At 63.1% G+C, this 22846-nt stretch carries 21 protein-coding genes; 11 read left to right on the top strand and 10 right to left on the bottom strand.

Features of this window, described 5'->3' with window-relative positions; genetic code table 11:
- Positions 1-222: 222 nt before the first annotated feature.
- The gene (locus tag ACFO3E_RS03050; protein WP_066530868.1) at positions 223-1269 is read right to left on the bottom strand and encodes a hypothetical protein; all 1047 of its coding nucleotides are present in this window, start codon (positions 1267-1269) and stop codon (positions 223-225) included.
- A 132-nt stretch (positions 1270-1401) separates the two neighbouring features.
- Positions 1402-2997, bottom strand: a complete 1596-nt coding sequence (locus tag ACFO3E_RS03045) for a class I adenylate-forming enzyme family protein (protein ID WP_066530875.1) — start codon at positions 2995-2997, stop codon at positions 1402-1404.
- Between the two features lie 126 nt (positions 2998-3123).
- Here ACFO3E_RS03045 and ACFO3E_RS03040 point away from each other — a divergent pair, with 126 nt between their 5' ends.
- The 8 genes from ACFO3E_RS03040 to ACFO3E_RS03005 all read left to right on the top strand — a co-directional run bounded on the left by ACFO3E_RS03040 (position 3124) and on the right by ACFO3E_RS03005 (position 10654).
- Entirely contained in the window at positions 3124-4308 is a 1185-nt protein-coding gene (locus ACFO3E_RS03040; protein ID WP_066531695.1) for an acyl-CoA dehydrogenase family protein, read from the top strand.
- A complete protein-coding gene (locus ACFO3E_RS03035) occupies positions 4305-5363 on the top strand; it encodes a phosphotransferase family protein (protein WP_380802422.1) in 1059 nt (352 codons plus the stop codon). The genes ACFO3E_RS03040 and ACFO3E_RS03035 overlap by 4 nt, the downstream gene beginning before the upstream one ends.
- 19 nt (positions 5364-5382) lie before the next feature.
- Positions 5383-6354, top strand: a complete 972-nt coding sequence (locus tag ACFO3E_RS03030) for an NAD(P)H-dependent flavin oxidoreductase (RefSeq protein WP_380802419.1) — start codon at positions 5383-5385, stop codon at positions 6352-6354.
- A 2-nt stretch (positions 6355-6356) separates the two neighbouring features.
- Entirely contained in the window at positions 6357-7247 is an 891-nt protein-coding gene (locus ACFO3E_RS03025; protein ID WP_066530880.1) for a crotonase/enoyl-CoA hydratase family protein, read from the top strand.
- A 15-nt stretch (positions 7248-7262) separates the two neighbouring features.
- Positions 7263-7682 carry a nuclear transport factor 2 family protein gene (locus tag ACFO3E_RS03020; protein WP_066530882.1) on the top strand — a complete coding sequence of 140 codons (420 nt, stop codon included), beginning with the start codon at positions 7263-7265 and terminating at the stop codon, positions 7680-7682.
- Positions 7683-7700: 18 nt separating this feature from the next.
- Positions 7701-8462, top strand: a complete 762-nt coding sequence (locus tag ACFO3E_RS03015) for an SDR family NAD(P)-dependent oxidoreductase (RefSeq protein ID WP_066530884.1) — start codon at positions 7701-7703, stop codon at positions 8460-8462.
- 63 nt (positions 8463-8525) lie between these two features.
- A complete protein-coding gene (locus ACFO3E_RS03010) occupies positions 8526-9758 on the top strand; it encodes a serine hydrolase domain-containing protein (protein ID WP_066530885.1) in 1233 nt (410 codons plus the stop codon).
- 101 nt (positions 9759-9859) lie between these two features.
- Positions 9860-10654, top strand: coding sequence for an SDR family NAD(P)-dependent oxidoreductase (locus ACFO3E_RS03005; RefSeq protein ID WP_066530886.1), 795 nt, complete (start codon positions 9860-9862; stop codon positions 10652-10654).
- A 68-nt stretch (positions 10655-10722) separates the two neighbouring features.
- Here ACFO3E_RS03005 and ACFO3E_RS03000 read toward each other — a convergent pair whose 3' ends face one another.
- Positions 10723-11004 carry a hypothetical protein gene (locus ACFO3E_RS03000; RefSeq protein ID WP_066531697.1) on the bottom strand — a complete coding sequence of 94 codons (282 nt, stop codon included), beginning with the start codon at positions 11002-11004 and terminating at the stop codon, positions 10723-10725.
- A gap of 178 nt (positions 11005-11182) precedes the next feature.
- Between ACFO3E_RS03000 and ACFO3E_RS02995 the strand changes: the two genes are divergently transcribed.
- On the top strand, positions 11183-12505 hold the full coding sequence (locus tag ACFO3E_RS02995) for an MFS transporter (RefSeq protein WP_156518665.1): 1323 nt from the start codon (positions 11183-11185) through the stop codon (positions 12503-12505).
- Here ACFO3E_RS02995 and ACFO3E_RS02990 read toward each other — a convergent pair whose 3' ends face one another.
- From ACFO3E_RS02990 to ACFO3E_RS02980, 3 genes are all read right to left on the bottom strand, one after another.
- Complete coding sequence (locus ACFO3E_RS02990) at positions 12506-13891, bottom strand: FAD-binding oxidoreductase (RefSeq protein ID WP_380802414.1); 1386 nt, start codon at positions 13889-13891, stop codon at positions 12506-12508.
- A gap of 72 nt (positions 13892-13963) precedes the next feature.
- The gene (locus ACFO3E_RS02985) at positions 13964-14350 is read right to left on the bottom strand and encodes a VOC family protein (RefSeq protein WP_066530892.1); all 387 of its coding nucleotides are present in this window, start codon (positions 14348-14350) and stop codon (positions 13964-13966) included.
- Positions 14351-14362: 12 nt separating this feature from the next.
- Positions 14363-15529: an amidohydrolase family protein gene (locus ACFO3E_RS02980; protein WP_066530893.1), complete on the bottom strand. Its 1167-nt coding sequence runs from the start codon at positions 15527-15529 to the stop codon at positions 14363-14365.
- A 205-nt stretch (positions 15530-15734) separates the two neighbouring features.
- On the opposite strand from ACFO3E_RS02980, the gene ACFO3E_RS02975 reads away from it, so the two are divergent.
- Entirely contained in the window at positions 15735-16988 is a 1254-nt protein-coding gene (locus tag ACFO3E_RS02975; RefSeq protein ID WP_066530895.1) for an MFS transporter, read from the top strand.
- Between the two features lie 122 nt (positions 16989-17110).
- Here ACFO3E_RS02975 and ACFO3E_RS02970 read toward each other — a convergent pair whose 3' ends face one another.
- From ACFO3E_RS02970 to ACFO3E_RS02960, 3 genes are read right to left on the bottom strand one after another with little or no spacing between them, the layout of a single operon-like run.
- On the bottom strand, positions 17111-18838 hold the full coding sequence (locus tag ACFO3E_RS02970) for an N-acyl-D-amino-acid deacylase family protein (protein WP_380802411.1): 1728 nt from the start codon (positions 18836-18838) through the stop codon (positions 17111-17113).
- Complete coding sequence (locus tag ACFO3E_RS02965; RefSeq protein WP_066530901.1) at positions 18835-19689, bottom strand: hypothetical protein; 855 nt, start codon at positions 19687-19689, stop codon at positions 18835-18837. Before ACFO3E_RS02965 ends, ACFO3E_RS02970 begins: the two co-directional genes overlap by 4 nt.
- 13 nt (positions 19690-19702) lie before the next feature.
- Positions 19703-20563 (bottom strand): TauD/TfdA dioxygenase family protein, encoded by an 861-nt coding sequence (locus ACFO3E_RS02960; protein WP_082919752.1) that lies wholly within the window; start codon positions 20561-20563, stop codon positions 19703-19705.
- Positions 20564-20687: 124 nt separating this feature from the next.
- Between ACFO3E_RS02960 and ACFO3E_RS02955 the strand changes: the two genes are divergently transcribed.
- Entirely contained in the window at positions 20688-21938 is a 1251-nt protein-coding gene (locus tag ACFO3E_RS02955) for a TetR/AcrR family transcriptional regulator (protein ID WP_066530906.1), read from the top strand.
- Positions 21939-21948: 10 nt separating this feature from the next.
- Here ACFO3E_RS02955 and ACFO3E_RS02950 read toward each other — a convergent pair whose 3' ends face one another.
- Positions 21949-22752: an SDR family NAD(P)-dependent oxidoreductase gene (locus ACFO3E_RS02950; RefSeq protein WP_066530908.1), complete on the bottom strand. Its 804-nt coding sequence runs from the start codon at positions 22750-22752 to the stop codon at positions 21949-21951.
- Between the last annotated feature and the right edge of the window lie 94 nt (positions 22753-22846).

The raw sequence follows: 22846 nt of genomic DNA, 5'->3' as shown, positions 1-22846 counted from the left end.
TGATCGCACAAGGGGCGGCCAGCGTGGCGATGAGGCTGGGTCAGTCATAGGTCTGTTGGCACCGTGAAGGACAATCCTGAAGCAGCTTCGGCGGGGTGATGATCGGGGTGATGGAACGGCGACCATTGGACTTGCTCCTTCTATTCCTCACCTTTGGTTTAACGCGTTTGAACGTCTGCGCCGACCGCGCGAGAACGCGGCCGGCTCTTCGTCAAGCCTGCATCAGGCCGCCAGCACTTCTTCCGGTTCAGGCGGGAAAATCGAAGGCTTGCCCGGGTCATAGGTCTGGACCAGCAGCGTGATGAACTGCTTGTCGGTCAGCGGATCGGTCGGTACTTCGAACGTCAGGCCGCGCGCCCGCAGGTCGGCGATCAGCATGTCGAACACCTGATCATGCCCGATGTCGTCGGTGTGATCGAGGGACTGCTTGAGTTCGGTGTAATCCATGAAGATGTCCGCGCCCCAGTGGATCAGGAAGCGGAACTCATCTTCCGGAATCTTCTGGATCACCTTGCCGTCAGTGGTGATCTGCCAGCCATTGGGGTCTTCGGGGTCCGCGCTCATCTGCGAATTGATCGCCAGGCCTTCGGGCTGGCGCATCGACGACGGACCGACGGCTTCAGCCGTGTGGTACATCATTTCATTTTCGACGACGACGGCGCGGCTCCACATCGGCGCCTTGATCTGGGCGGGCTGAGCCTTGGGGCCGTTGGGCCAATAGTTGAAGCCGCCGCCGATCTTGCCCTTGTAATACCAGGTGATTACCTGCGCCTTCTTCGCGCGCCAACGTTCGAACAGGCCCGATTTCACCATGATGTTCATCAGCCAGACCGGCGAGGTCTGCATGGAGATGCCGCGGAAGCGGGTCGCATCGACGTGCGGCGTGTCGCTGCCGCGTGAGGGGCCCTGAATGTTGAACAGCATATTTTCGGGACGGGCATATTCCGCCTTCCAATAGCCGCGCACGAGGTCGAGGAACTTGGTGTTGAAGAAGCAATCCTCGATCTCGGGATGCTGGACGGTCGATCCTTGCGCGAAATAGCCGCGGAACACGGGCGACAGGAACATGTCCCAGGTCGGCTTGAACCCCGCAGGTATGCTGCCCGACGTGGTCGCGACGACTTCCTCGGGGGATTTAAAATGCTGCGCTAGGATCAGCGACCAGGGTCCGTTTTCCCGAACGACGTTCAGCATCCGGCTGTGCTGGTCTTCGCTATAGGCGCCCTCGATGATCTGGGGCGGGGCGACGGGGCGGAATTGGGTGGTCATTCAATGCTCTCCTCGTTCTTATGAACGTTGAACTGGTTTGGATTGGCAGCCTGACTGCGCGCAGGCCCCATCGGCATGCCGACCCTATCTCATCTGCCCGGCAAAGGCAATATATGACAACGAGCGATGTAGTTAGGCGGGCTGGCCCTCGGACAAGGCTGGAAGCCATTCGCGCACCGCATTTTTCAGCAGCTTTCCGTTCGGATTGCGGGGCAACGGGCCTTCCACGATATAGACATGATCGGGCACCTTATAGTCCGAAAGGCGCTCCGCGCAGAATTGACGCAGGCTGGCGTCGTCGGCCTGTTCGTTCGTCACGACGAACGCCTCGACCCGCTCGCCCAACACGGGGCAAGGGCGGCCGACCACAACCGCTTCGGCCACGGCCTCATGCGCCATCAGGGTGTTTTCGACCTCGACCGAGTAGATTTTGAATCCGCCTCTATTGATCATATCCTTCATGCGATCGAGTACGCAGATATATCCGTCCGCATCCATCGCGCCGATATCGCCCGACTTCCAATAGCCGGCCGCAAAGCCTTTTTCAGTCGCTTCGGGATTGTTCCAGTAGCGCGGGACCGTCATCGCCCCTGCAATCCAGATTTCGCCCTGCGCGCCTGGCGGCACCTGACGTCCATCCTCGTCCATGATGACGATATCGGTATAGGGAAGTGGCTTGCCCACCTTGTCGCGATGAGATGCGCATTGTCCCAGCGGCATCATTACCGCAGGGGACGAGGTCTCCGTCGATCCGTAGATGTTCACCAGCGTCAGCTGTGGCACATGTTCGGCCAGCGCCTCGATCGTCGCCTCGGCCATCGGCGCTCCGCCGAATGCGCCGATCCGCCAACTCGACAGATCGAAATTGTCGAAGTCGGGGTCCATCAGGCACAGCTTGTACATTGCCGGAACCATGATGGCGAAGCTCATGCGTTCGGCTTGCGCCAATTCCAGGAACTGCCGTGCCTTGAACGCCTCCTCCACGACCACCTTGCCGGCCACGCGGACGCTGAGCATCAAGACAAGGCCGATGCCGGTAACGTGCGACGCAGGGACGGCCAGGATCATCGACTCGCCGTCTTTCAACTGCAGATGATTTTGAGTGCCGATGCAGATGGTGGTGAGCCCGAGATGGGTCAGCACCGCGCCCTTGGGACGACCAGTGGTGCCGGACGTATATAGGATGCAGAAAGGATCGTCCTCTCCCACTGCGGAGTGATCCGGCCTGTCTGCTCGCGTTTCCGGCCCAGCGGCTGACCAAGCTGCCGCTTCCGCTTGGTAGGGGAGCCAATGGCGGACCGCGGGCAGGCTGGCGCGGTCGGGCAGTTGGTCTTCCAGCGCGTCGTCATAAATGATCGCCGCCGCGCCGCTATCGGTCAGCGCATAGGCGGTTTCGGGCGCGCGTTGGCGGATGTTCATCGGGACCGCGATGACGCCGAGCCGCGCTGCGGCCACCAGCAATGTCATGTAGTCAGCGCGGTTGGAAAGAAGGATGCCCATCCGATCGCCAGCGGCAAGGCCGAGCGCGGTCAGCCGCGCGGCGCAGGCGTCCACGCGCGCGGCAAGACTGGCATAACTCCATCGCACATCGCCTTCTACCAATGCGATCGAGTCAGGCGCGCGCCGCACCGCATCCAGAAACATCGCGTAAATGTCTTGCGGCCGATCCGCGTAACAGTCCACCACCCTGCCGTGGTGCAATTCCTTGCGGAGATGCTCTTCCTTCATTTGGATGTCGTTCCTCTCGGCGCGACCGGCTATGGCGTGTTCACACATAGCTCGCCGGGCTCTTTTAATTACACCTTGCATTGTGGTTCTGGCCTTGGCAAGCGCCAACAAACGAAAGGAGCGGAGATGGCGACCATAGATCATGAGGATGGGCGAGCTATAGCCCAAAAGGTCGAAAGGTTCGTCCGCGACATCGTCGTACCCTATGAGACGGACAGCCGCCGGGACGATCATGGGCCGCTCGATTCATTGGTGCACGAAATACGCGCCAGGGCGCGTGAAGCCGGGGTGCTGACGCCGCATATCCGCCCCGACGGCAGCCATCTCAGCCACCGGGCGACGGCGCGGGTTCTGCGCGCGTCCGGACTTTCGCCGCTGGGTCCGTTGGCGTGCAACACTAACGCGCCCGACGAAGGCAATATGTTCCTGCTCGGGAAGGTTGCGACGCCGGAGCAGAAGCAGCAGTTTCTCGACCCCATGGTGGCTGGCGAGGGCCGATCCTGCTTCCTGATGACGGAGCCGGCGGCCGATGGGGGCACCGGGTCCGATCCATCGATGATGCAGACGCGCGCCGAATTACAGGGCGACGAATGGGTAGTGAACGGACGCAAAGCGTTCGCGACGGGTTTCGACGGAGCCAAATTCGCTATCCTTATGGCGAAGACTGAGCGAGAGGACGGCACGCCTTCCGCCACCATGTTCCTGGTCCCCCTGCCGCATCCTGCGCTTCAGCAGGAACGGCTGATCAGCACGATCGACAGCTCCATGCCGGGCGGCCATGCGGTCGTGAAGGTCGAAAATCTGCGCCTGTCCGCATCCGCGATCCTGGGTGCGGCGCATGAAGGCTTTGCCTATGCGCAGATCCGCCTCGCTCCTGCGCGGTTGACCCATTGCATGCGCTGGCTGGGCGCAGCGACGCGCGCTAATGAGATCGCCACCGAATATGCGGTCAGGCGGCAGGCGTTTGGCAAGGCGCTGATCGACCATGAGGGCGTTGGCTTCATGCTGGCCGATAATCTCATCGACCTAAAGCAGTGCGAGCTGATGATCGACTGGTGCGCCGACGCGCTCGATGCCGGGGAAAAGGCGATCACCGAAAGCTCCATGGCAAAGGTCGCCGTATCTGAAACCCTGTTCCGTGTGGCGGATCGCTGCGTCCAGGTGATGGGTGGTACGGGCGTCAGTCACGACACGATCGTCGAGCAGGTGTTCCGCGAAATCCGGGCCTTCCGGATCTATGACGGCCCAACGCAGGTGCATAAATGGTCGCTGGCCAAGAAGATCAAGCGCGAGGCATTGGCCCGGTCATGAACGTCGAGCAGCTGAATGCGGGCCTCACGCAAGTGCGCGAGGCGCATCGTTTCGATGAAGGCGCTCTGCGGGCCTGGTTGCGCGATCATGTGCCAGAGGCGGAAGGGGAACTGACCGTCCGGCAGTTCAAGGGCGGGCAGTCCAATCCGACCTTCCGGCTGGACACGCCGGGCCGCTCCTTCGTCATGCGGCGCAAGCCGCCGGGTGTTACGGTTCCGGGCGCTCATGCCGTCGATCGGGAAGCGCGGGTGATCGGGGCGCTCGGCAAGGCCGGCTTTCCGGTGCCGCAGGTTTACGGCTTGTGCACTGACGAAGCGGTGATCGGCAGCTGGTTCTACGTCATGGAATGTGTCGAGGGACGGGTCTTCTGGAATTCCCGCTTCGAATCCGTGCCTGCCGAAGAGCGGCCTGCCTATTTCGACGCCATGAACGCGACGCTGGCGCTGCTGCACAACTTCGATCCTGCAGCCCTTGGGCTCGACGACTTCGGGAAGAAGGGCAATTATTTCGAGCGTCAGATCGCGCGCTGGTCCCGCCAATATCTGAGCGACGAAGCCGCAGGCCGCGACGCCAATATGGATCGGCTGATCGAATGGCTTCCGGTAAACATTCCCGCGGGCGATGAGAGCCGGATCGTTCATGGCGACTATCGCGCGGACAATATGGTCTTTGATCCGACCGAGCCGCGTGTGTCGGCAGTGCTGGACTGGGAGCTGTCGACGCTTGGCCATCCGCTGGCGGATTTCGTGAATCACATCGTGATGTACCGCCTGCCGCCGGAGATTCTTTCCGGGTTGCGCGGCGTTGACATCGCGGCGCTAAACCTGATGCCCGAAGAGGATTATATCGCTGCCTATTGCCAGCGGACGGGACGGGAAGGCATTAAGAATATCGGCTTTTACCGCGCCTTCGCCCTGTTCCGGCTTGCCGCCATCTATCATGGCATCAAGGCCAGAGCATTGCGCGGGACGGCCGCGTCGGCGCATGCAGAAGAACTGGCGGCGCAATATCCTCTGCTCGCTAAATTAGGGTGGGGCGAAGCAGAGGCGGCTTGAATTCAAGGGGATTTAATGAATGAAAACGCGGATTACGGAGCTTACGGGGACGCGCTATCCTATCATTCAGGGTGGGATGCAGTGGGTTGGGCGTGCGGAGCTGGCTTCGGCGGTGTCCAATGCCGGGGGGCTCGGTATCCTGACGGCGTTGACGCAGCCTACCCCTGAGGCGTTGGCGGCCGAAATAGAACGGTGTCGTACGATGACGGACAAGCCGTTCGGCGTGAACCTGACCATCCTGCCGACCGCGCAGCCCGTTCCTTATGAAGCTTATGCCGAGGTGATCGCCGGTTCGGGCGTCGGCGTGGTCGAGACGGCGGGCCGGAGCCCGGCGGAGTTCATCGCCCGCTTCAAGCAGGCGGGGGTGAAGATCGTCCATAAGTGCACGGCCGTCCGCCATGCGCTGTCGGCGCAGCGCGCAGGCGTTGATGCGGTTTCCATCGACGGGTTCGAAGCCGCAGGCCATCCTGGCGAGGACGATATTCCGGGCATGGTGCTGATCCCCGCCGCCGCCCGCGCGCTCGACATCCCCATCCTGGCTGCTGGCGGCATGGCAACCGGCCGCAGCATGGCCGCTGCGCTGGCGCTGGGCGCCGAAGGCGTGACCATGGGCACGCGCTTCATGCTGACGAAGGAAGCGCCGATCCATGAGGCGATCAAGCAGGCGGTCGTCCAGGGCAGCGAGCGCGACACGACGCTGATCTTCCGCCAGCTGCGCAATACGGCGCGCGTCTTCCGTAACGCCGTCGCCGAGGAAGTGAACGTAAAGGAGCGGGAACCCGGCGCGACCTTCGAGAATATCAAGGCGCTTGTCGCCGGCGCACGCGGGCGTGCGGCGCTGGAGAGCGGGGAGGTCGATGGCGGCCTGGTCTGGGCGGGCCTGGGCATCGGCCTGATGGACGACATCCCGACCTGCGCCGAATTGATCGAGCGGATCGTGGGCGAGTGCCGCGACGCGCTTGCCCGGGCCACGGCCCTGACTGCGGAGTGACCATGAGCAAGAGCTACAACACCATCCGATATGAAGTCGAGGATGACGGCGTCCTGCTGCTGACGCTCAATCGGCCCGACAATCTGAACGCCTTCACCGTTGAAATGTGCGAGGAGCTGATCGACGCCTATGGCCGCGCGAGCCAGGATGATGCGGTTCGCGTCATCGTCGTGACAGGCGAGGGCCGCGCCTTTTGCGCGGGCATGGACCTGTCGGTCGGCGGTAATGTCTTCGGCCTGGACGAGAGCATGACGCCCACCATGGAGGATCTGCACGAGCGTAGCGACGATCCGGCGATCCTGAAGGGCGTGCGCGACACTGGCGGCCGCGTGACGATGGCGATGTATGACTGCCTGAAGCCCATCGTGGGCGCGGTGAATGGCGCGGCGGTGGGCATCGGTTCCACCATGTTGCTGCCCATGGATTTCCGATTCGCGTCGGAGAAGGCGCGCTTCGGTTTCGTCTTCGGGCGGCTGGGCATCACGCTGGAAGCCTGTTCATCCTTCTTCCTGCCGCGCATCGTCGGGTTGGAGCAGGCGCTGGAATGGGCGTACAAGGCCGATATTTTTGACGCGGCCGAAGCGCATGAAAAGGGTCTGGTGCGCGGCGTGTTCCCGGCCGAAACGCTGGTCGATGAGGCTAAAGCCTTCGCCCGGTCACTGGTGCAGGATCGTTCGCCTGTGTCGATCGCGCTGATCCGCCAGATGCTGAACCGCAACAGTGCGCAGCCGGACCCATGGCAGGCGCATCTGACCGAGTCCCTTTCGGTATTCTACACAAGCCAGGCCGATGGACGCGAAGGCGTGCGCGCTTTCAATGAAAAGCGGCCTGCGCAATTTACGGGCAAGGCGTCGCAGATGCCGTCCTTCTTCCCCTGGTATGACAAGCAATAATAGTTGGAGAGAGACATGATCACACTGGAAGACAAGGTCGCGGTTCAGGAACTGATCGCGCGCTTCACCCGCTGTTCCGACTTCGGAGACTGGGAGGGGCTGGCGAAGATCTATACGCCCGATGTCGTCACCGAAATGGAAGGCATCACCATCCGTTACGAAGGCATCGAAGCGCAGGTCGAACATGCCAAGGAGTCGGATCGGCAGGCTGAGGGCAGGAACCGTCACTATAATTTCAATATGATCGTCAGCGAGGAAAATGGGCAGGTCTTTGCCGACTATGCCTTCATGAACGTCAATGCGGGCCATAATCCGATGGGTTCGCGGATCGTCGTGACCGGCCGTCAGCGCGACACGGTCGTCAAGACGGGCGAGGGGTGGAAAATCGCGCGCCGCTTCGTTCAGTTCGATCAGGCGGTAAGCCTGGACTTCTGACCCGAGGGAGAAGCGATCGTGGATGTGAAGGATCTGTGTGCTATCGTAACCGGAGGCGCGTCGGGACTTGGCACGGCAACCGCCGAAATGCTGGCGAGCCGGGGCGCGCGGGTGACGATCTTCGACCTTAACGAAGAGGCGGGGAGAGCGCTGGCCGAGCGGCTAGGCGGCAGTTTCCACCGCGTCGATGTGACCAGCGCCGAATCCGTCGATGACGGTCTGGCGGCTGCTGCCGCGCGGCTGGGCACGCCGCGCATCCTGGTGAATTGCGCTGGGGTCGCTCCGGGTGCGCGCGTCATTGGCAAGGACGGCGCGCCGCATTCGCTCGATCTCTTCCGCACGGGGGTCGAGATCAACCTGATCGGCACGTTCAACGTCATCTCGCGTTTCGCTGCCCGGCTTGCCGCCGCCAATGTGGAAGGCGAAGAGGCGGGGGTCATCGTCAACACGGCGTCGGTGGCCGCGTTTGAAGGGCAGATCGGTCAGGCATCCTATGCAGCGTCCAAGGCCGGTGTGGTCGGCATGACTTTGCCGATCGCTCGCGACCTGGCGCAACATCGTATCCGCGTGATGACGATCGCGCCGGGCATCTTCCTGACGCCGATGCTGCAGGGTCTGCCCGAGGCAACGCAGGATTCGCTGGGTACGCAGGTGCCGCACCCTTCGCGGCTGGGTAAGCCATCCGAATATGCGCAATTGGTGCAGAGCATTATCGACAATCCGATGTTGAACGGCGAAGTCATCCGTCTGGACGGCGCGATCCGCATGGGACCGCGCTGAACGCGCCGCACGAACATGGGCGAGGTTGACCAGCGCCCGAAAGATAGAAGAGGATAGCGGCACATGCCCGATACGCTGGACGCCACGATCGACCTGCCGGAAACGGAGGCCTTGCTCCACAGATTTGTTGAGGATGGCGTCATCCCCGGCGGCATATTGGCATGGGGAACGGTGGGTGGGCCGGTCCGCTATCATGCGGAGGGAAGGCTGGGTTACGAGCGCGGCGCTGCCGTTGATGAACGCTCCGTCTTCCGCATCTATTCCCAGACGAAGCCGATTACCGGCGTCGCCGCGATGATGCTGATCGAGGATGGCGTGATCGCGCTAGATCAGCCGATCAGCGAAATCCTGCCGGCCTTCGCAGACATGCGGGTGATGGAAGGCGACGATCCGGAAGTGACGCGTCCCGCCGCGCGTCCGATCACCGTGCGGCATTTGCTGACCCATACTGGGGGATTTGGCATGGCGGGTATGACGCTGGGCGCGCTCTACACGAAGCATGGGGTGGCGCCGGGTACGCGCGAACGCGTCGCCGGGCCGGGCGAGCTGCCGACGCCGACATCGCTCGCCGAACTGGGCGATCGAATCGCTGCCCTGCCGTTGGCGACGGATCCGGGCACCCGCTTCGACTACAGCGTGGCGCTCGATGTGCTGGGACTGGTCATCGAAGTCGCGTCGGGCATGCCGTTCGAAACCTTTCTGCAGCGCCGCGTGTTCGAACCGCTCGGCATGGTGGACACCGGCTTTTTGATCCGGCCGGACCAGGTCGCGCGCTTTGCCGACCTGCCCGAGAAGAAGGACGGGAAATGGGCGCTGGCCGATGATGCGTCCGACAGCTTCTATGCGCGGCCCTATTATCCGGCGGGCGGTGGCGGGCTGGTGTCGACGGCGCAGGATTATGTGCGCTTCGCCACCATGCTGCTGAACGAGGGCGAGCTGGACGGCGTGCGGGTGCTGAAGCCAGAGACGGTGCGGCTGGCCCGGTCCAACCTGCTGCCCGAGGCTGTCACCCATGTGGACCTGCCGATCGGCCAGACGCTTTCGGGCGTCGGCTTCGGCGCGGGCATGTCCGTTTCCCTGACGCGCAGTGAGCGAACCGGCGGCATGTTCGATTGGCCGGGCGATGTGCCTGCTGGCGTGTTCGGCTGGCCGGGGGCGGCGGGCACGGCCTGCTGGATGGACCCGGAGCGCCGCTTCTTCCTACTCTACCTCGCGCAATATTGGCCAAGCTGGCTGAACGGCGCGATGCGGCCCGACATTGTTGCGGCGGCCTATCGCGACCTGGAGCGGCGATAGAGCATCTGGAGCAAGGTGATTTGAGCGTGATTCTTTCGCTCGAAACGAACGGAAGAAGGCGGATCGATTTAAAAATTGTCGAGCTGTGAAGGGAGAGGTTCGTGGCGGCATTGGACAACCAGGCTGATTTCTCGCCGCAGCTCGGTTCACCCGCGACTGGTGTGGTGATCACCGGGGGCGCGTCGGGCATTGGCCTGGCTGCGGCCCATGCTCTTGCGGCGGTGGGGCGTCCGGTGGCGCTGTGGGATATCAATGCGGATGGTGCGGCAGGCGCGGCGGATATCATCAGCCAGCGTTATGGCGTGCGTGCGGTTGGGTTCAGCGTTGACCTGCGCAACCCGCAGGCGGTGACGCCCGCCGCGATCGCCACGCGGGAGGCGATCGGCGCGGTTGGCGGGATCGTCCATTGCGCGGGCACGGCGGAGACGACGGGCATCGATGGCGTGACGCCGGAAAATTGGGACTCGGGGATCGCACTGCATGTCCGGTCCATCGTGCTGATGACGCAGGCTTTTCGGGAGGATTTGCGCAGCCTGCCGGGCAGCGCGATCGTGGCGTTGTCGTCGATCAACGCGACATTGGGCAATGGCATGATCCCGATCTACAGCGCGGCGAAGGGCGCGGTGATCTCGCTCGTTCGTTCGATGGCCGACGAACTGTCAGCCGATGGCGTGCGCATCAATGCGGTGAGTCCCGGGATGATCGACACGCCGATCATGGCGGGGACGAAGGCGGCGCTGCCCGGTCATTATGAGCGTAGGATCATGATGGGCCGCTATGGCGCGGCGGAGGAACTGGGGCGCGTCATCCGCTTTTTGCTGTCGGACGAGGCTAGCTACATGACAGCGGCGGAAATCATCGTCGACGGCGGCAACATCAACTCACAACGGCAATAGCATGGCCACAGGAGCGGCCATGCCTGTCGAGGCGCTGTTCCCGTGCGGGATGCAGCGCCTTTTGAGCGTCAGAGCTTGTTGACTTCCTTGGAGGTCAGGCTGGTCACCAGACCCTTTTCCGCCGCGCTGAGCGTGGTGGCGGGGATGACGACGAAGCGGCCGCTGTAGATGATCTGCACGCCGGTCGGCTCGCCAGCGGCGTTCTTCAGCACGCGGTCGATGAAGCCGACCTTGCGGCCGTCAACGGTCTTTACCAAGGCGCGGTCCTTGATGACGGGCGCGTCGGCGGCGATGGCGGCGGCGGGAAGAGCAAGCGACAAAGCCGCTGCAAAAGCGAAAGAAAACTTCATGATGATCCCCTTTGAAATGGAATGGGGGGCCGATAGCATGTGGGACAGCAGATAAGAAAGACATCCTTCGTTGCAAAATCTGCAATTCGGAAGATTGTTCGGAAATTAGCGCCTGCGCGGATTTCATAATCGTCCATTAGGGCGCGCGGACGGTAAAATAGAGGGGCATTTGGGCATCATGACGGATCAGGCGCGCGAATCGGGGCCGAGGCTGGCGGCCTTTTCCGTCACAAGCATCGCGACTGGCGGATTCAACATTCCGCTCCAGACCTATTTGCCCGCCTTTTATGCCACGGCTATCGGCATGGACCTGGCGACGGTCGGGCTGGTGTTCATGATCAGCCGCTTGTGGAGCGCAGCCGCCGATCCGATCATCGGATGGGCGTCGGATCATACGCGCACCAAGATGGGCAGGCGCAAGCCGTGGATATTGGGTGGCGGGCTGCTGTTTCTGCTGTCGCTCTTCGCGGTATTTTCGCCGCCCGCCGGAGCAAGCCCGCTGTATCTGGGCGGGTGGCTGCTGCTGCTGTGCTTGGGCTGGACGGCCACTTCAACGCCGCTTTACGCCTGGGGCGGGGAGATGGCGGCGTCGCCCGTCGAGCGCGCGCGCGTGCAAGCTTACATCCAAACGGGCTCGTCGATCGGCATCTTCCTGGTCCTTGTCCTCCCCGCTTTGCTCGACGCGATGGGTCGCGGCAATCCGGAGGTACGGGTAGGATCTATGGGGGCGCTGGTGGCGGCGGTGCTGGCCATGGGCATGTTGCTGATTGCGCTGCTGTTCCGCGAACCGCCGGTTCCGGGGCGTACATCTATGGCGGTGAATTGGCGGCAGGGGCTTAGCGCGGTGCTGCGCGATGCCGCGCTCTGGCGGATCGTCGCGTCGGATTTCTTCGTCGCGCTGGGACAGGGCTTTCGCACCGCGGTCTTCCTGTTTTTCGTCACCCGCTACATGGGCATGGCGTCACCGGCCTTGCTGCTGATGCTGCAATATGCGTTCGGCATCATCGCAGCGCCGCTCTGGGCGCGGATCAGCTATCGGTTCGGGCGGCTGCGGACGCTGGTGATGGCGGAGGCGGTGCAGGTGGCGATCAACATGATGGTGCTGTTCCTGACGCCGGATCGCATGTGGCTGTTCGTGCTGCTGATCGTGGGGCAGGGGCTGACGCAAGGGTCGGGCAATCTGATGCTGCGGTCGATGATCTATGATGTGGCGGATCGCCATCGGGAAAGCAGCGGCATCGAGCGGGCGGGGCTGTTCTCGTCGGTTTTCAACGTCACCACCAATGCAGCCTATGCGGTGGCGGTGGGCATCGCGCTTCCCGTCATCGGGTTGTTGGGCTTCGACCCGCGTTCTTCGGGATCGGAGGGGCTGGCGGGCATGCATCTGTTCTTTGCGATCGGACCGGCGGTGGGGCATGCGTTGTCAATCATCGTCATCTGCTGGCGGGGCAGAGAGGGGAGCGGGTCGCTCGCTGGAGCAAGCGGGCTGCCCTCGGCCTAGTCAGAGGTCGAGGACCTTGTCCGGGTTCAGGATGCCGCTGGGATCGAGCGCGCGCTTGATCTGCCGCATCACTTCCACGGCTGCGCCATGTTCGGTCAGGAGATGGGCTTTCTTGCCGAGGCCGATGCCATGTTCGCCGGTGCAGGTGCCCTCCATGGCGAGAGCGATCTCGACGATGCGCTCCGACAAAGCCTTGGCGCGCGCCCGCTCATCGGCGGAGTTGGGGTCGAAGATCATGAGGACGTGGAAATTGCCGTCGCCCACATGACCGACGATGGGAGCGGTCAGGCCGCTTTCTTCGATAGCGCGTTGCGTTTCCTCGATACAGTCGCACAGGCGCGAGATGGGAACGCAGACGTCGGTGGCGATGGCCTGGCAGCCCGGCCGTAGCGCCAGATTGGCATAATGGACCTTGTGCCGCGCTTCCCATAGGGCGGTGCGGTCTTCCGTACGGGTCGCCCAGTTGAACTGACCGCCGCCATTGTCCGCGGCGATCTGGCCGAAGGTTTCCGCCTGCTCGGCTACCCCTGCGGGCGTGCCGTGAAATTCCAGGAACAGGGTCGGACATTCGCGATAGGCGGTGTGGCTATAGCCGTTGATGGCGCGCATTTGCAGCGGATCGAGCAATTCGATGCGGGCGACGGGCAGGCCGATCTGGATCGTCTGAATGACCGCATTCACCGCGCCGCGCAGCGTCTCGAACTCGCACACGGCGGCTGAAACGGCTTCGGGCTGACCATAGAGGCGCAGGGTCACTTCAGTGATGATGCCGAGCGTACCTTCCGCGCCTACGAACAAGCCGGTCAGATCATAGCCCGCCGCCGATTTGCGCGCGCGGCCGCCGGTCCTGATGATCCGCCCGTCTGGTAGCACCACGGTCAGCCCCAGGGCATTCTGGCGCATCGTGCCGTAGCGGACCGCGTTGGTGCCTGACGCGCGGGTGGAGGCCATGCCGCCGAGCGATGCGTCCGCGCCCGGGTCGACGGGAAAGAAGAGGCCGGTATCCCGCAACTCCATATTGAGCTGCTTGCGCGTGACGCCCGCCTGCACCGTGCAATCGAGATCGTCGGTGCTGACGCGCAGCACCTGGTCCATGCGCGAGAGATCTATGCACAGGCCGCCGCGCACGGCGAGGAAATTGCCTTCAAGCGAGGTGCCCGTACCATAGGGCGTGACCGCGATGCCCCTATCCTTGCAGAAGAGGACGGCTGTCGCGACCTCTTCCGTGGTGAGCGGATAGACCACTGCGTCCGGCGGCATGGCGGGATAGAAGGTTTCCGCTCGCCCATGATGGTCGCGTACCGCCTGGCTCTGACTGAACCGCTCGCCAAAGCAGGTGCGCAGCGTGGTCCAGTCAACCGCGCGGTCTTCTGCCGCTGTCGCCATCGAAGCCTCTCCTGCTAGTTATCTGGCGGTGCAGTCTAGGCTATTTCGGCGGACGCCTCCACCGCCTCTTCGTCAGCCGAGCGGTTGGAGCAGTTCCAGCAGATGACCTTCCGGATCGGCGATATAGGCGACCTTCAGTTGGTGATCGGGAATATCCACCGGCGGCGTCACCACTGATCCGCCTGCCTCGGTCGCCGCTGCGATCACAGCGCTCATGTCATCGATCGACAGGCCGACCACTGCCTCGCCCGGCGGTGGGCAGGGCCGGTCAAGATATTGCACCAGATTGAGCAAGGTGCCGGATTCCCCGACGACCAGTACCGTCTCGCGCAAGGCGTAGCCCGGCTTGTCCACCGCGATCCGCGTCTGCACCCGAAGACCAAGGCCATCGCAATAGAAACGCTCCATCGCCGCCAGATCGGCGACGATGATCTTGGTGAACGCATAAGCCTTAATCATTGAGCAATCCCATCAGATGCCGAGCAGATCGGCAGCTGATTTGCCGAAGAAGCTTTCGCGGGTGGACTGGGGCAAGCCCTCTAACTGAGCGTCGTAGAGCGCGACGGCTTCCTGATGCCCTTCGACATGCGGGAAGTCCGAGGAGAAGACGATGATGCCTTCCGGGACGCGTTCGATCGTCGGGCGCAGTACGTCCTGCTGGTGGACGACGGACACGCGCACCTGGCGCTGGACATATTCGCTGGGCTTGAGCGGATAGCTGTAGGGCGCAAAGCTCAACATGCGCGGCCGCTTTTCATCGGCTTCGAGATCGATCGCTTCCAGAAAGTCGGGCAGCCAGTCGATCCCCAGTTCCGACACGATGACGGCAAGCCGGGGATAGCGCTCCAGCACGCCGCCAAAGACCAGCGAGGCGACGGCGAGCTGTGGCACCAGACGGCGGGACAGATTGGCAAGGCGGTAGAAGGCCGCGATGTCGCCGCCATTATTCGCCCAGCCGGGGTGCATCGCCGCCCGGCCGCCGCCGACATGGAACAGGATGGCGACGCCCAGATCCTCGCACGTCGCCCAGAATGGCTCGAAATCCGGATGGTTGAGCGCCTTGCCGCCATGCGGGTCGGCCTTTACGAACACAGCGCGCGCGCCGCGTTCCCGCCCGGCGACGACCTGCGCGATCGACCATTCAACGTCCATCAGATCGACGACCGTCGCCGGGATCAGGCGGTCGGTATAGCCCGCCAGCTGCTCAGTGGACCAGCGATTGTAGGTTTCCAGCGTCGCCAGCGCCAGTTCCGGCGCGTTGCGCATCGCGTGGCGATAGGGGTGGTAACCGTTGGACGGGAGCAGGATCTGCTTGTCGATGCCGCGCTGATCCATCCATTTGATGCGCGGTTCAGGCTGATAGGCTTCCGGAGAGAAAGAACCCGAATCAACCGCGATCTGTGGCGGGTCGCCGCCCGCCAGCGAGCGTTCATAAGCATCTACCACGACGGGCGGTATGAGCGTGAGCGGGTCGGGGCGCAGCGCGGGCGGGACGGAAGAAAAAAGGTCGCCCACCAGAATGTCGATCAGTTGTTCGGCCGCCGTCATCTTCGGCAGCTTCGCAGCGAGAGCCGGATTGGCTTTCATGAACCAGTCGGCCGGTTCATTGAAATGACTATCGACGTCGATGATCCGCATCCTGATTCTCCTGTCACAATCGTCCCGGAATCAAAGTTCCGGGTTTGCCGCGTGCCATAGTTCTTATCGGGAGGCGCGCGGCAGTCAATAATTTACGAGCGATCATTCATTTATTTGGAGATGGAGCGGCCTGGGCCCTTCCGCCAGCGGGGAACAAGACGGGGGGCGCTGGAATAGGGGTTTCGCCTGCTGCTATCGCCTTGGCATGATTCGTTTTGACCTAGCGGGCTCCGCCCTTGATCCTTCCCTGCGCCGTTCCATGCTGCTGCGCGCCTTTGTCGCGCAGAATTGCGCGGTGGGCTGCGCCTATGGGGGGTTCGGGGTCAGCATCCTTCCCCTGCAGGACAGGTTCGATGCAAACCGCGCGACTGTCTCAGCTGGATTGTCACTGGTGGTGCTGATGACGGCGCTTATCGGCCCGCTGGTAGCGGCGCTGGCGAAGCGGTTCGGGCTGCGATCGATCATGGTGGCGGGCGCGTTGCTGTGCTGCGCGGGCTATGGCTTGCTCAGCATCGCATGGAACATGCCCGTCGTGCTGGCGGCTTATGCGCTGCTGGTGGGGCCGGGTGTCGGGCTTTCCGGCACATTGCCCGCCAGCCTTCTGGCGAGCGGCTGGTTCCCGGAAGCGCGGGGACGGGCGATCGGCCTTACGACCATGCCGGTGGTGATCGCCGCAGCGCCCATGGCGGGGCTGGCGTTGATCCAGAATTTCGGCCTGCCGGGCCTCTATCTGGCCATGGCCGGATTGCATCTGCTGACCGTGCCCCTGCTGCTTGGCGTCCATGAAGCGCCGCTCGCGCCGGTAGCGGCGGACAATGTTCATCAGGAGGGGCGCGCTGAGACCGGGCGCGGCCTGCTGTCCCACCCGCTATTCTGGTTCGCCATGGTGGGGGCGGGCTTGCTCAACGCGACCGGCATCGTCGGATCGGTGCACATGGTCGCTGTCTCGGTCGAGCGCGGCTTGCCGATGGCGCAGGCGGCGTTGCTCGCCTCGCTGATGGGAGGAGCCAGCGTGTTCGGCGCGGTCGCGATCGGCTGGCTATGCGATCATCTGGGCGGCGCAAGATCGCTGGCCGTGGTCGCAGGCGGCTTTGCCCTTGGCTGGGCGATCATCGGCCTGACGGGATCGCTGCCGGCGATGACGCTAGCTATCCTGCTGATCGGCGTGAGCGGTCCTGGCGTTTTTCCCAGCGTCACTCTGTTATTCGCGCACAGCTTCGGCCCGGCCGCGATGGCGCGGGCCGTGGCGCTGTTCGGCATGTTCAGCGTGCCCCTGACCTTCTTCCTGCCGCCTGCGGCCGGATGGCTACACGATATGGCTCGCGACTATAGGCCGGTGATAGCAACGATTGTTTGCACTTGCTCGATCGTGGCCATGTTGTTTGCGCTGATCGCGCGGCGCGAAGATCGGATGGGAGGGGTTTTGTCGGAGGAAGTAGGGGCGTCTGCGGCTCGTTAAGATCATTTTCCGTTCGCCCTGATTAGGAACTGAGCGAAGTCGAAGGCGCCTATCGAGGGGAATGTCCTTCGATACGCCCTTTTCGACAAGCTCAACGGCTACGCAGGACGAACCGGGGGGACCTAAGCTGGCACCGCCTGCGCCCCGCGCACGAGGCGGCCTGGCCTTGCACCCGTCGCCTCATCGCTGCGGCGGATCACCTCGCCCGAGACGATCGTTGCGACAAAGCCTGTCGCCTTTTGATCCAGCCTGCGCCCACCCCCCGGCAGGTCGTGGCGCACATAAGGCGCTTGCAGATGAAGCCCGTTCAGGTCGATGATGTTGATGTCCGCCTTATACCCGGGCGCAATCCTGCCCCGGTCGCGCAGACCCATGGTTTCGGCAGGTCGTGACGACAACGCCTGCACCGCCTTGGCTACGCTCAGTTTGGGACCGTCGCGATCGCGCGTCCAGTAGGTCAGCAGGAAGGTCGGATAGCTTGCGTCACAGATCGCGGCATAATGCGCGCCGCCATCGCCAAGGCCCATCACCGTCGCAGGATGATTGATGAGGTCATGGACCGTATCGAGCCGGTTGCGGTAGTAATTGCCGAGCGTGGCATAGAGCATTCCGCGTCCGTCGCCGCCGTTCATCAGCAGATCATAGGCGATTTCTTCAGGCGCGGCGTTCCGGCTGCGTGCGCGCGCGCCGATGCTGCTTTCGGCCGGGGGCTCGTAATTAGGCGGGTCGGATAGCGGGAAGATCCAGTCCCAGTTGCGCGTCATCATCGCCAGGGGGTTCCCCTCATGCGGCGCTTGGGCGAGCAGCTTCGCCCGGAAGGCGGGATCGCGCAGATGCACAAGCTGTTCTTCCAGCGGCAAGCCCGCGATCGCCTCGTAGCTGGGGCAGAGGCTGAAGGGATGGCTGGACAGTTCAAAGCCGCAAATCATGCCGACGGGGCGGGGCAGCACTTGCGGGCTGATCGTCATGCCGCGTTCATTGGCTTCCTCGCAAATGCGCAGCGCGTCTTGCCAAACTGGTTCACCGCCGTTGGGAGTGCCCAGGGTGAAGGTGGCCGGTCTGCCCGCTGTTTCCGCGACCTCCAGAAGATGGGAAAGTTCGTCCGACCAGCTTTGAAAGGGGGCGTCCAGCACCATCTGCAGCACGCCCGTGTCTGCGTCGCGCAGGGCGCCCGCAATGGCTTTGAGTTCCTCGACATCGGCCTGGTAGCTCGGAATATTCTCACCTGCCTTGGTGCGGTGGATCAGCAGGCGGGACGTCGCAAAGCCGATGGCCCCGGCGTCCAGCGCTTCGCGCGTGAGTGCGCGCATCTGCTCCAGATCTTCCGCCCTGGCGGGCTCGCGCCGCGCACCGCGCTCACCCATCACGAACACGCGGAGCGGGCTGTGGGGCAACAGCGCGGCGACATCGATATCGTGGCGGCGGGCGTCGAGTGCGTTCAGATAGTCTGGAAAGCTCTCCCAATCCCAACTGAGCCCTTCGGCCATGACGACGCCGGGAATGTCCTCCACGCCCTCCATCAGGCGGATCAAGCGGTCGTGATCGGCAGCGCGGCACGGCGCGAAGCCGACGCCGCAATTGCCGATCACGACAGTGGTCACGCCATGAGAGGAGGAGGGGGAGAGTTCCTCCGACCAGACGGCTTGACCATCATAATGGGTGTGGATATCGACGAAGCCCGGCGTGACAGTAAGGCCCGCAGCGTCGATGACTTCCTTCGCCTCGCCGCTGAATGCGCCGACGCTGACGATGCGGCCGTCACGGATGGCGACGTCGGCGGTGAAGGGTTCACCGCCATCGCCATCGACGATCGTCCCGCCGCGAATGAGCAGATCGCAGGTTTCGGTCATTCCGCCGCCCTCGCAATCGGGTCCAGCGCGACCTTGCCGCCTGATGCCCAGAAAGCGCCTTCGCGTGACGTATCGACATCTTCCGCGCCCCGGACGCCAAGCGCCTCGCGCGCCTCGGCGAGCGGCAGGTGGAATACGGTTTCCAGCTTCTTCATGAAGAGGGCATCGCTCTGCTGCCCCACCTTCATGCCGCGCTGGATCGCGTTGACGCAGGTGGGCCACACTTCGGGATAGTGCAGCATGGTGCGGACCGTATAGCGGAGCGAGCCAAAGATGTGGATCATGTTCACTTCGGCCGCGAGATGCGGGTTGTGCATATGTTTGGGCACATTGGTCAGACGATACCAATAGGGGACCAGCTCCCCCATGAAGTTGAAGCCGCCGCCCGTGAGAATATGTTCGAAATCATGCGTCTGGCCGGAACGCAGATTATAATATTCCAGCTGCGTTTGGGGCTCCTTCCAGGGCGTGATCTGGATTTCATAATCGCCCTCGGTCATCTGCTTGTAAAAGATGCCGCCGAGGGAGCCGGGCGCATATTGGGCGAACTCTTCGATGGTGTAGGTCGAAATGAAACCTTCGCTGAACCAGGCGTCCAGTTGCGGGTTCACCTTGCGCTCTGCCGAGAACATTTCCTCGATCGCGTCGAAATCGCGTAGAGATTCCAGGATCGGGAGGAATTCGTACATCTCGGCAGGGGCGGGCATGTCGGGCCCATTTTTCCGCAGCAGGATCATCGCCAGCCATTCGCGCAGGCGCGGGTTGTTCAGATATTTGGAGGAAGAGATGAGGATGCTGCTTTCGGTTTCGACGGGCATTACGCCGCGCAGCAGATAGGGGATTTCGGCCATGTTCCGTGTTCCTTTAGTCGAGCACCAGTTGCTTGCCGCCTGAACCCCAGGCGCTGACCCGCTTGTCGCCCACCTCAAATTGCGGGAGCAGGTCGAAGAAGCTCTTGTCAGCGACGACGACGCGCTGCAGCCGGCGGGGCGTCATGCCCGTCAGGTCGCCGCGCGCGTGCTGCAAGGCGATATTGTCCCAGACAACGATGTCGCCATTATTCCAGCGGTGGCGATAGATGCGGTCGTCGCGGTAAAGTTCAACGAACAGCGCGTTCAGCGTCGCGTCGCTTTCGTCCCGCTCCATCCCCATGATGCGCGCTGTCTGCATGTTGCTGATGTAGAGGACAGGTTCCCCGGTGCGCGGATGGGGGATGATGAGGGGGCGCATCTGATGCGGCATTTCGTCGGAACTGTCGTAGCCGACCGTGCGGTGCGTCTGGATCGGGGCGATCATGGTCATGGCTTTCCGATCGGCTATTTTGACCATGAGGTCTTCCGGCAGGGCCACCGCCGTATCGGCGCCGTTGACGAAATCGGTATAGCTTTGTCCGTCATTCACAGCGACGGCATGCAAAGAAATGACCTTGAATGGTTCTTCGGTGAAGGCCAGATCGCTATGCCAGGTGAGAGGGCCTGAACCGAGCCCGCCATCGGTTGAAATCTCGCGATATTCGCCGTGCGAGCCAAGCACCCGGCCGAAATTTTCGAGCAGCTTTACCTGGTTGGATTCCGCCAATTGCTGGTTCCGGAAGACCAATAGCTTATGGCGATTGAACAGATCGACCATGCGCTGTTCGAAACCTTCCGGCAGCGGCCATTCCAGCCGAATGCCGATTTCCATGCCGAACGGCGTCAACGGTCGCTCCGTCCATGGACTGTCCATGAGTCGCTCTCCCAACTACATTATGGGTCCGAACGGTATCGAACCGTTCGGTTGTCGTCAAGAAGCATGGGTGCATCCTCGCGCCGTGCTGATATAGCGCTCTGATGTTTAGCAGGAATGCCGGATGAGAGATGCAGCGGAGGCGAGGACGGATGTGGCGTCGCCGCGCGTCCGGCACCTTCTGGCGTCCGCTCGCGCACAGTTTGTCGAGCGCGGGTTTGACGCGGTCAGCATCGATGCGATCGCACGCACGGCGGGTGTGAGCAAGGAAACCATCTACCGCCATTTCGCGGATAAGGAGGCGCTGTTCCGCGCGGCTCTGGACGAACAGGGGGCCAAGTTCGTCGCCCGCGCCGCTGCCGTCCATGAAAGCGCGGCGAGCGGCGGTTCGGAACTGGCGGGTCTTGCCCGCGCCATACTCGATTCCGCATTGGATCAGGGCATGTTTAGTGCCCTGTGGGTCGCGGCGGGCGTGGCGCACAAGATGCCCGACCTCGCATCAGCACTGCAAAATGGGCAGGGCATGCGCTTAGAACCTGTGCGGCAGGCGCTCGAAAATTATGCGCGGGAAAAAGGCGTCGATCGCCCCGTGCCTTTGGAAGTGGCGCTGGATTTCGGATCATTGGCGGTTGAAGGACCGGTGGTACTGATGGGCTTTCCTGCTGCGCCGCCCGAAGCGCGCCACCGGATCGCGCACCACGCCGCGGCTCTGTTCGCCCAGGGCATAGGCAGCGCCACGGCGCCCGGCCTGCCGTGGCCCGATCCGATGCCGTCCGCCGAGGCCGAGCCATTCGAAGAGCCGCCATCCCATATCCGCACGCTGCTCGACGTCGCTGGGCGTCATTTCCTGGCGCAGGGATATGAAGGCGCCAATCTGCACCTGATCGGCGAGGAGGCGCGGGTTGGGCGCGGCACCCTCTATCGCCATTTTTCCAGCAAGGCGGGCCTGTTCACAGCCGCCATGCGGGCACTGGTGCAGGAGTGCGCGCGCGCAGCAGTCCCCCCTGCGCTGCCCGAAGGCCAGGCTGACGTGGACGCGCTGGCGGCTTATGTCGAAGCGGCCTTGGCGATCCTTGCGTCCGCCACTTCGATCCAGTTGCATCGCGTCGTCATCAGCCAGTCTCGCCGCGATGCTGCGTTGGCGCGCCATGTCTATATCGCCCTGCGCGCGCCCTGGGTGTCGGAGCTGGCTCGCTGGCTGAACAGCCTTGGCATGGGGCAAGAAGCAGACTGGCACGCGCGCCAGTTGCTGGTGCTCGCTTTGCGCGGCAACCGCCTGTTCGCAGGCGGGCATCCGGTTTCCGCGCAGGAAAGGCGGCGTTATGCGCAGCGCGCCGCAGCCATTTTCCTGCATGGCTTTATCAGCCAGCTTTGAATAGCTGGGTTCAGCCCGGAAAGCCGGTAAAGCCGGTCATGCCGCCATCGACGACCAGTTCCGTGCCGGTGATGTAACGCGCCTCGTCGGAACAGAGGAACAAGGTGGCATGCGCGATGTCCCAGGCGTCGCCCATGCGGCCCATCGGTACCTGAGCATGGCGCTTTGCCACCATCCCTTCAAAGTCGCCCTTGTTGTAGCGCTGGGCCAAGCGCTCCACCAAAGGGGTGAACATCAGGCCGGGAACGACGCAGTTCAGCCGCACGCCCTTCGCCGCATAGGCTACGGCCGTCACCTTCGTGAACTGGATGAGCCCTGCCTTGGCCGCGGCATAGCCGACCTGGTCCTTGCCCGCCCAGCGCAGCCCCGCGATCGACGACACATTGACGATCGCGCCCGACCCTTGTTCGGTCATGATCGGCAGGACGGCCTTGCTGGTCAGGAAGGCGCTGGTGAGATTGAGGTCAAGCTGCTGCTTCCAGACCGCTTCCTCCATCGTTTCGGGCGTGCCCGGTTCCGACTGGCCGACATTGTTGATGAGAATGTCTAGGCGGCCGAAGCGGGCAACGCAGTCGGCGACCAGCGCATTGACCTGCGCGGAATCGGTTACGTCGCCTGCCGCGGCGTATAGGATATTGCCTTCGCCAGCGACGATCTCCTTCGTCGCCTCGGCGGCTTCCAGATTGCGGTCCACGCCATAGACCGTCGCCCCCTGCCGCGCGAGAAGGGTAGCGATCGCCTTGCCATTGCCCCAGCCGGGAGCCTGGCTACCGCAGCCAGTCACGATCGCGACGCGTCCGTCCAGTCTCAACATCCCTCACACTCCGTTTTGCGTAGCGATTCACCCTTGCCCCGCGCTGATGGCATCGTCATTGCGGCGTGGCAACTTTTCGGATGGAGAGAGCGGA

The organism is Sphingobium tyrosinilyticum (assembly GCF_042654265.1).
Classification (GTDB): domain Bacteria; phylum Pseudomonadota; class Alphaproteobacteria; order Sphingomonadales; family Sphingomonadaceae; genus Sphingobium; species Sphingobium tyrosinilyticum.
The sequence above is the reverse complement of the archived record's forward strand: the minus strand, read 5'-3'. Positions and strand labels throughout refer to the sequence as shown.

Bases quoted from the DNA above. Each gene is read 5' to 3' on its own strand.
- ACFO3E_RS03050 (WP_066530868.1), bottom strand. From the start codon at position 1,269: ATGACCACCCAATTCCGCCCCGTCGCCCCGCCCCAGATCATCGAGGGC.
- ACFO3E_RS03045 (WP_066530875.1), bottom strand. From the start codon at position 2,997: ATGAAGGAAGAGCATCTCCGCAAGGAATTGCACCACGGCAGGGTGGTG.
- ACFO3E_RS03040 (WP_066531695.1), top strand. From the start codon at position 3,124: ATGGCGACCATAGATCATGAGGATGGGCGAGCTATAGCCCAAAAGGTC.
- ACFO3E_RS03035 (WP_380802422.1), top strand. From the start codon at position 4,305: ATGAACGTCGAGCAGCTGAATGCGGGCCTCACGCAAGTGCGCGAGGCG.
- ACFO3E_RS03030 (WP_380802419.1), top strand. From the start codon at position 5,383: ATGAAAACGCGGATTACGGAGCTTACGGGGACGCGCTATCCTATCATT.
- ACFO3E_RS03025 (WP_066530880.1), top strand. From the start codon at position 6,357: ATGAGCAAGAGCTACAACACCATCCGATATGAAGTCGAGGATGACGGC.
- ACFO3E_RS03020 (WP_066530882.1), top strand. From the start codon at position 7,263: ATGATCACACTGGAAGACAAGGTCGCGGTTCAGGAACTGATCGCGCGC.
- ACFO3E_RS03010 (WP_066530885.1), top strand. From the start codon at position 8,526: ATGCCCGATACGCTGGACGCCACGATCGACCTGCCGGAAACGGAGGCC.
- ACFO3E_RS03000 (WP_066531697.1), bottom strand. From the start codon at position 11,004: ATGAAGTTTTCTTTCGCTTTTGCAGCGGCTTTGTCGCTTGCTCTTCCC.
- ACFO3E_RS02995 (WP_156518665.1), top strand. From the start codon at position 11,183: ATGACGGATCAGGCGCGCGAATCGGGGCCGAGGCTGGCGGCCTTTTCC.
- ACFO3E_RS02990 (WP_380802414.1), bottom strand. From the start codon at position 13,891: ATGGCGACAGCGGCAGAAGACCGCGCGGTTGACTGGACCACGCTGCGC.
- ACFO3E_RS02985 (WP_066530892.1), bottom strand. From the start codon at position 14,350: ATGATTAAGGCTTATGCGTTCACCAAGATCATCGTCGCCGATCTGGCG.
- ACFO3E_RS02980 (WP_066530893.1), bottom strand. From the start codon at position 15,529: ATGCGGATCATCGACGTCGATAGTCATTTCAATGAACCGGCCGACTGG.
- ACFO3E_RS02975 (WP_066530895.1), top strand. From the start codon at position 15,735: ATGATTCGTTTTGACCTAGCGGGCTCCGCCCTTGATCCTTCCCTGCGC.
- ACFO3E_RS02970 (WP_380802411.1), bottom strand. From the start codon at position 18,838: ATGACCGAAACCTGCGATCTGCTCATTCGCGGCGGGACGATCGTCGAT.
- ACFO3E_RS02965 (WP_066530901.1), bottom strand. From the start codon at position 19,689: ATGGCCGAAATCCCCTATCTGCTGCGCGGCGTAATGCCCGTCGAAACC.
- ACFO3E_RS02960 (WP_082919752.1), bottom strand. From the start codon at position 20,563: ATGGACAGTCCATGGACGGAGCGACCGTTGACGCCGTTCGGCATGGAA.
- ACFO3E_RS02955 (WP_066530906.1), top strand. From the start codon at position 20,688: ATGAGAGATGCAGCGGAGGCGAGGACGGATGTGGCGTCGCCGCGCGTC.
- ACFO3E_RS02950 (WP_066530908.1), bottom strand. From the start codon at position 22,752: ATGTTGAGACTGGACGGACGCGTCGCGATCGTGACTGGCTGCGGTAGC.